This is a genomic window from Micromonospora sp. KC207 (assembly GCF_004348615.1).
Taxonomy (GTDB): domain Bacteria; phylum Actinomycetota; class Actinomycetes; order Mycobacteriales; family Micromonosporaceae; genus Micromonospora.
The window spans coordinates 1-6402 of record NZ_SMKJ01000349.1 but is presented as its reverse complement, the minus strand read 5'-3'; the positions used below and the strand labels follow the sequence as shown (position 1 = coordinate 6402).

At 73.1% G+C, this 6402-nt stretch carries 7 protein-coding genes; 3 read left to right on the top strand and 4 right to left on the bottom strand.

Going from position 1 to position 6402, the window contains the following annotated elements; all coding sequences use genetic code 11:
* Positions 1 to 384: 384 nt before the first annotated feature.
* Both E1258_RS28750 and E1258_RS28745 read right to left on the bottom strand, forming a co-directional pair.
* A complete protein-coding gene (locus tag E1258_RS28750) occupies positions 385 to 792 on the bottom strand; it encodes a hypothetical protein (protein WP_132406650.1) in 408 nt (135 codons plus the stop codon).
* 64 nt (positions 793 to 856) lie between these two features.
* Positions 857 to 3124: a M48 family metalloprotease gene (locus E1258_RS28745; RefSeq protein ID WP_132406648.1), complete on the bottom strand. Its 2268-nt coding sequence runs from the start codon at positions 3122 to 3124 to the stop codon at positions 857 to 859.
* 304 nt (positions 3125 to 3428) lie between these two features.
* Here E1258_RS28745 and E1258_RS35505 point away from each other — a divergent pair, with 304 nt between their 5' ends.
* Positions 3429 to 3563: a hypothetical protein gene (locus E1258_RS35505; protein WP_256371041.1), complete on the top strand. Its 135-nt coding sequence runs from the start codon at positions 3429 to 3431 to the stop codon at positions 3561 to 3563.
* A 491-nt stretch (positions 3564 to 4054) separates the two neighbouring features.
* Entirely contained in the window at positions 4055 to 4648 is a 594-nt protein-coding gene (locus tag E1258_RS28735; RefSeq protein WP_132406646.1) for a hypothetical protein, read from the top strand.
* A gap of 49 nt (positions 4649 to 4697) precedes the next feature.
* Here E1258_RS28735 and E1258_RS28730 read toward each other — a convergent pair whose 3' ends face one another.
* Positions 4698 to 5102 (bottom strand): hypothetical protein, encoded by a 405-nt coding sequence (locus E1258_RS28730; protein WP_132406644.1) that lies wholly within the window; start codon positions 5100 to 5102, stop codon positions 4698 to 4700.
* A gap of 96 nt (positions 5103 to 5198) precedes the next feature.
* The gene (locus E1258_RS28725; protein ID WP_165949925.1) at positions 5199 to 6101 is read right to left on the bottom strand and encodes a LysR family transcriptional regulator; all 903 of its coding nucleotides are present in this window, start codon (positions 6099 to 6101) and stop codon (positions 5199 to 5201) included.
* A gap of 146 nt (positions 6102 to 6247) precedes the next feature.
* On the opposite strand from E1258_RS28725, the gene E1258_RS28720 reads away from it, so the two are divergent.
* On the top strand, positions 6248 to 6402 hold a 155-nt coding region (locus E1258_RS28720), incomplete at its 3' end, for an FAD-dependent oxidoreductase (RefSeq protein ID WP_132406639.1).

Genomic DNA, 6402 nt, shown 5'->3' with positions numbered 1-6402 from the left:
GCGGGGGCCGGCGTGGTGGCCCCGACCGGGTTGGGGGCGGCGGCGCTGGGAGCGGCGCCGGCCGGGGACGGTGCGGCCAGCACGGCGGCGGTGGCGGTAGACGCGGCGAAGACAGCGAAGATCTTTCGGAGCAGCATGGCTGCACCTCCTGGTGGGGTGTCCCGGCGGGGCCGGGAGGAGGCGAGGAGCGGTCCGATCGATCATGGGAAAAGAACGGGCCTGTCGATCCAGTGACGTCAATGACAAGTTACGCACGGGTAACAGATTGTCGCGCCCAGGGTGAATTCCGGCGAGCCGGTCCATGATCGACCCCATGCCGGCCAGGTGGCGGTATCCGGAGGCCGGGATACCGCCACCTGGCCGACATGATCTCCTCAGCCCGGGTCAGGCCGCTGGGTCGGGGCCGCCGCCGCTGTCCTCGATCGCCTGACGGAGGGCCCGCGTGGCCTGGTCGATCAGCTTCGTGGCGTCCGTGCGGCCGTTGACCTGGATCTCCACCTCGGACTCCCCCGCCTGTACCCGAACGCTGACCTCGGTGCGCTGCTGGTCGACCCAGCTCTGCAACAGGTTGAACAGCCCCGGCAGCAGCGCCTGGGCCACCACCGCGATGATCACTGCGTCGCTGAACCCGGGCCGTCCACCGGGTCGTCCGCCGCCGGCGTCCCGCACCCCGGCGCGGAACTCCGGACGCTGGTGGATCCAGGTCAGCAGCGGCACCCGGGGCGGCCGGGTGGCGCGTGGCGTCAGCACCAGCCGCACCGGCTGCCGTGCCCCGGTCGAGGTTTCGGTCACGTGGTCGCTCTCCCTCATTCGTCGTCGCCAGGCCGCGATGCGTGTCGTCGCCGGGCCGCGATGGTCACCCGGCGTCCCCGGGCCGGAACGTGATCTTGCCGTCGACCACCGACAGGACACCGTCGACGCCGAACGCGTCGTCGCTGGCGAACGGGGTGGTCCCGAAGTAGCCGTCGGCGGTGCCGGTCGCCCGCACCGACCCCTGCCCGTCGTACGGCGTCGACACCCGGGCGGTGGCGGGGCCGGTCAGCTCCACCACGATCTGCGGGTACTCGGTGATCTTCCAGGCGATCTTCTTCACCGAGTCGCTGTCGTAGTAGCGGAAGGGGCAGCCCACCGGGGCGGCCACCTTCTGCGCCGCGCAGCCGTCCAGGTGCTTGCGCACCTCCGCCTCGGCCGCCGCCCGCGCGCCCGACGTCAGCACCGGCTCCAGCCGCACCTCGCCCGCGCTGTCCTGCCCGGGGACGACGGCGACGGTCTGTGGCGGGGTCTCGGCGAGCACGTTGGTCTGCCCGCCGACCGTGTACAGGCCGGGCAGCAGCGCAAGGGTGTCCCCCTCCGGACCCGTCGGGACCGGTACCCCGTTGACCGTCAGACCCGCCTGCCCGCCGGGGACGCTCAGCGCCGCCGGGCCGCCGGTGAGCCGCCACTCGTGGAACAGGCCCAGGGTCGCCGACTCCTCCCGGCGCAGCGACAGCTCGGCTCGCACCCGCTGGCCGGCGAGGCTGAACTCGACCTTGGCCGTCGCCTCGTCGCCGTCGCGCTCGACCGAGGTCACGTCGACGTCGTCGGGCGGCTGGTAGCCGTCGGCCTCGACGAGCGCGGCGAGCCGGTCGATGTCGCCGGCCGCCGACCGCGCGTCGGGCTGCACCAGCTCCAGGGCCGCCCGGGCGTCGTGGTCCGCGAGGGCCGAGAAGTACCCGTCGACCGTCTCCGCTGGGCGGAACAGCGCCCACTGCGTCACCCCGAGCAGGGTGCCGCCGAGACCGCAGACCAGGGCCAGCACGCCGGCCACCAGCACCGCACGCGGGGACGCGACCGCCCCCGGCCGCCCGAACAGCCCCTCGGCGGTGACCGGGGCGACGGCGGCGGCACCGGCCGCCGGGGAAAGCTCCTCCAGCCGGTCCAGCCGCAGCTCGGACGCCGGGTGCGTGGCGCAGACCGCCTCGTCCCAGCCGCTGCGCCCGCTCTCGAACGACTTGCGCCGCTCCAGCATGTCCCGCAGGCCCCGGGCATGGCCGGCGAGCACGGCGCCCGCGTCGGCGCGGTACTCGGCTGCCCGGACGTCACGGGAGTGCAGCGGCAGCACCACGTACCGCATGGTGAGCAGCACGGGCCAGAAGAAGACGAACACCACGAAGTTGGTCGCCGGGTGCGGGAAGGTCCGCATCAGCCACGTCGGCACGGCGTGCACCAGCACCAGGGGCAGCGCCACGCCACGGACGAACGCGCTGGTCACCTCGTCGCCGGTGCGCCAGTGCACCAGCTCATGGCTGAGCAGCGCCGCGATGTCCTCGTCGGACTCGCCGAGCAGGCTGGTGGTGACGACCACGTGCCGGGCGTACGCCCGGGCGTTGGTGAGCACCGGGTCGTCCTCGATGAGCAGCCGGGGCACGTTGGGCAGGCCGAGGGCGCGCGCGCAGTCGTACAGGATGGGTCGGAGCCGTTCGGCCTCGCGGCGGCTGAGCCGGCGTGCGCCCGAGATGGCCAGCAGACGCGGCTCCCACATGATCCGGTAGAGGGTGTAGAGCACGCCGATCAGCGCGGCGGCGACCACCATCCCGGCCAGACCGGTGAACAGGTTCGCCGGCTCGTCGAACGCGTCGAGCCAGGGCCACACCAGCACTACCAGGAACCCGGCGAGGAACCCGATCGCGAAGCCGGCGAAGCCGCCAAGCACCCCGCCGGAGCGGGCGAGAAAGGCGTCGAGCAGCGAGCCGACCAGCGGGGCGTCCCGCAGCACCTCCGGCAGTTGGTCGCCGGCCTGGGTGCCGCCGGCGACCAGGCCGTAGACGGCGAGGATGATCCCGCCCCCGACCGCGAGGAGCAGGGCGACCGGTACGTAGAACCAGGTGGCCAGGAACGCGCCCAGCACCCCGCGCCAGTCGCGCAGCACGCCGGAGCGTAGCCAGACCAGGGTGTTCGGGTATCCGAGCGGACGGTTGGCGAAGCTCTGACCGAGGCGGGACGAGTCCTCGCGATCGGCGGCGGATGCGGGATCGGCGGGCGACGCGGGATCGGCGGGCGATGCGGGGTCGGCGGGCGATGCGGGGTCGGCGGGTCTCTCGGCTACGGCGGGTCTGACCTGCGGGTCAGCGTCCGGGTCGCGCACGGCGGCTCCTCGAATCAGCCCGCCACCGCAGTCGGTGGCGAATGGGAACGGTTCACGGGCACGGCGTATCGGACGGGCGGCTCGGCCGACCGTCGGAGGAATTGCGCAGGTGCGATGAATGCCGCCGGTTCCGTTCACGGGAATCGACGACGTCGCAGCACATTACCCGCCCCCAATGGATCTCGCCAGCGGCATTCCGACAGCGTTTCCTAACCGGAGTCAGGCCGACAAGCGTGACCGTGGATCATTCACGAAAATGTGAAACCCTCTCGCCGCTGCCGGCGGAAACGCGACACTGGTCGTCGTGGACGACGCCGTACGACACAACCGGACCGCCGGGGAAAGAGCCACCGAGAAGTACGTCCGGGAACACGACGATCTGCTGCGCGCGGCCCGGGAGCCGACGCGGCCCACCGATGCGCCGCCGAACTGGGGGTGACCTGCCGGTACGTGGTGGCCGCAGTCCCCGGCGTACCCCAGCGCGCCGGCTGCGCGGACCTGGTCTACACCGGCAAGGGCCCTCATCTGGATGCGGAACCTGGTCGCCTGGGCGCGCGACGTCGCCCGGCCGCTGCGGCCGGCGGGCCACCTGTTCGTGTACGAGGCCGCCCGCTCCCTCCGCGAAGCGTTGGCTGCCTGACTCGAAAGCCTTCGTCAGCACGGCACTCTGACGTGACCAGCAGCGGGTGGTCCGTCAAGAATCCGAAGTTGGCGGACTGCTCCGCCAGGCGGCGTACCTGTCGAGGATCCACGGCCCTCCACGTCCATAGTCGACGGTGAACTCGACAGAATACGAATATGAGGACACATTCGCTGACCCCAAACGTATCGGATATCCGACAAAGACTCGCGAGAACTATCGACGATCTTCATCCGTTGATGGGTCAAGATTCTTCGCGATCACTGTGGGCCGACACGACCGGGGGAGCCATGCGGGACAGCGTTCTCAGCAACGCCGACGAGGTGTTGGAGCGGCTCGAAGACGAGATCGCGTTCCTGGCGGAGGGCCTGGCCGGGGTGTCCGAACAGCTCACCGACCTGACCACCGAGCTCGCCGGCCTGCTGGCCGGGCGCGACCACGACCGGGTCGGGCACGCGACCGGCCGGGTCACCGCGCTCCTGGGCGACCAGGTGCTCAGCGACCTGACGGCCCTGGCCGGGCTGGGCGCCATCCGCCACGGCCACCCCCCGAACCGGGACGACGGCAGCGGCGACGCGATTCCCGCACTGACCGTCGAGGGGCTGCCTGCCGTCGGCTACGACGACGCGGGCGGGCCCTCGGTCGACAGCCTGCGGGACCGGCTCGCGGCATCGGCGGACCACCTCCAACGGCTGTCGACCTTCGTCACCGACCGGTTCGACCTGGCCCGGGCGGCGGCGGAACGCGGCGACGCCGACCGCGCCCTGGAGGACCTGCGGCTGGTGCGGGAAGCGGCCGGGAGCGCCCCCGAGGGCTACCGGCTCTGGCTGACCTGTCTGGCCGAGCTGACGGACGCGACCGGCTCGGCCGGGCTGGTCACGTAACCGGGCCGGGCGGCCGCCGCGCAGTGGGCGTCGGTGGCCGGCGCTACAGCTAGGCCCGCTGGATCCGCGCCACCACGGCACGCAGTTCCGGCTCCGGCACCAGCTCCGGGTCGGCGCGTACGTCGATCGCCACGCCGGGCTCGACCAGCCGGAACGCCTCGCCGTCGCCGACCAGGCCGGTGACGCCGCCCTCGGTGAACTCAACGAGCGGCCACTGCGTGATGTCCCGCTCGTGATAGTCGGCTAGGAAGTCACGCAGCTCGTCGAGCGTGCCCAACCGGCCGCCGCGCAGGACGTGCACTCGCAGGTCGACCCGCCAGCCCTCCTCCACCTGGCGTTCCCACACCCGGGTACGGAAGCGCACCCCCTCCCACTCGCTGGTGAAGTCGGACACCTCCTCGCCGATCCCCGCCGGCACGTACCCGATGACGAACCCGCCCAGGCCCTCGCTCATCGATCCTCCCCGTCAGCGGACCCGACCCTACGTCGGATCTTGGACCTCTATCGTCCACATCAGACGGAAGCTGTCCAGGGTCCGGCGCGACGGGGCTCAGCCGAGGAGCGCGACAAGGGCGTGGACGGCCGGGTTGGTGGTGTCGCGGGGCCAGGCGAGAGCGACGTCCACCGTGGGGGTCGGCGCGGCGAACCGGCGCAGCCGTACCCCCGGCACCTTCACCGCCCGGGCACGACCGGCCGGCACGGCCGCGATCACGTCGCCCTGCGCCACCGCGCGCAGCAGCTGCTCGTCGTCGGGCTCCTGCCGGACGAGCCGGAAGCCTCCGCGCGGCCACACCTGGGCGATGGTCCGGTCGAACATGCCGGGGCCGTTGTCGCGCGGCCACATGACGGCCGGCAGGTCCACCACCTCGGCCCGGGTGATCCGGCGGCGGCCGGTGGCCAGCGGATGCCCCGCCGGCAGCGCCAGCAGCAGCTCCTCGGTGTCGACCGTGCGGCACGCAAGCGCCGGCTCGTCGACCGGCGGGCGGACGAACGCCGCGTCGAGCCGGCCCGCGAGCAGCCCGGCGACGTTCGGCGCGGTCCAAGCGGTCTCGGAGACCACCTCCACGTCGGGGTGGGCGGCGCGGAACCTGGCCACCAGCGCGTCCACCCGGCCGCCGCGCGCCGACCGGGTGTACGCCAACCGCAGCCGGCCGCCCCGGCCCCGCACCAGGTCGCGGATGCGGGCGGCACCGGCGTCGACCTCGGCGAGCAGCCGGGCTGCCTCGGCGGCCACCCGCTGGCCGACCTCGGTCAGCGTGCAGCCCCGGCTGGTGCGGTGCACGAGCGGCACACCGAGCTGGCGTTCCAGGGCGCGGATCTGCTGGCTGAGCGCCGGCTGGGCGATGTGCAGGCGGGCGGCGGCCCGGGTGAAGTGCAGCTCCTCGGCGAGCACGGCGAAGTAGCGCAGCCGGCGCAGATCCGACCAGGCGTCCCGGTGCGGCGGATCGGGCATGCCCGGATCATAAGCGCCGCTTATCGCCGCCTGCCCGATCCGTCTTGGACACCCTCCCGGGCGACCGGACACGATCCGAGGCCAGGACGCGACGGGCGCGGCCAGGACGCGACGGCGCGAACGGGCGGCGACGGGAGGAGCAGGCGATGGCGGACAGGGCGGACGTGGTGGTGGTCGGCGGCGGGGTCATCGGGTTGACCGCCGCCGTCGTGCTTGGGCAGCGGGGCGCGCGGGTGACCGTGCTGGCGGCGGACGACCCGGCGGACACCGTGTCGGCGGTGGCCGCCGCGGTGTGGTACCC

Bases quoted from the DNA above. Each gene is read 5' to 3' on its own strand.
- E1258_RS28735 (WP_132406646.1), top strand. From the start codon at position 4,055: ATGCGGGACAGCGTTCTCAGCAACGCCGACGAGGTGTTGGAGCGGCTC.
- E1258_RS28730 (WP_132406644.1), bottom strand. From the start codon at position 5,102: ATGAGCGAGGGCCTGGGCGGGTTCGTCATCGGGTACGTGCCGGCGGGG.
- E1258_RS28725 (WP_165949925.1), bottom strand. From the start codon at position 6,101: ATGCCCGATCCGCCGCACCGGGACGCCTGGTCGGATCTGCGCCGGCTG.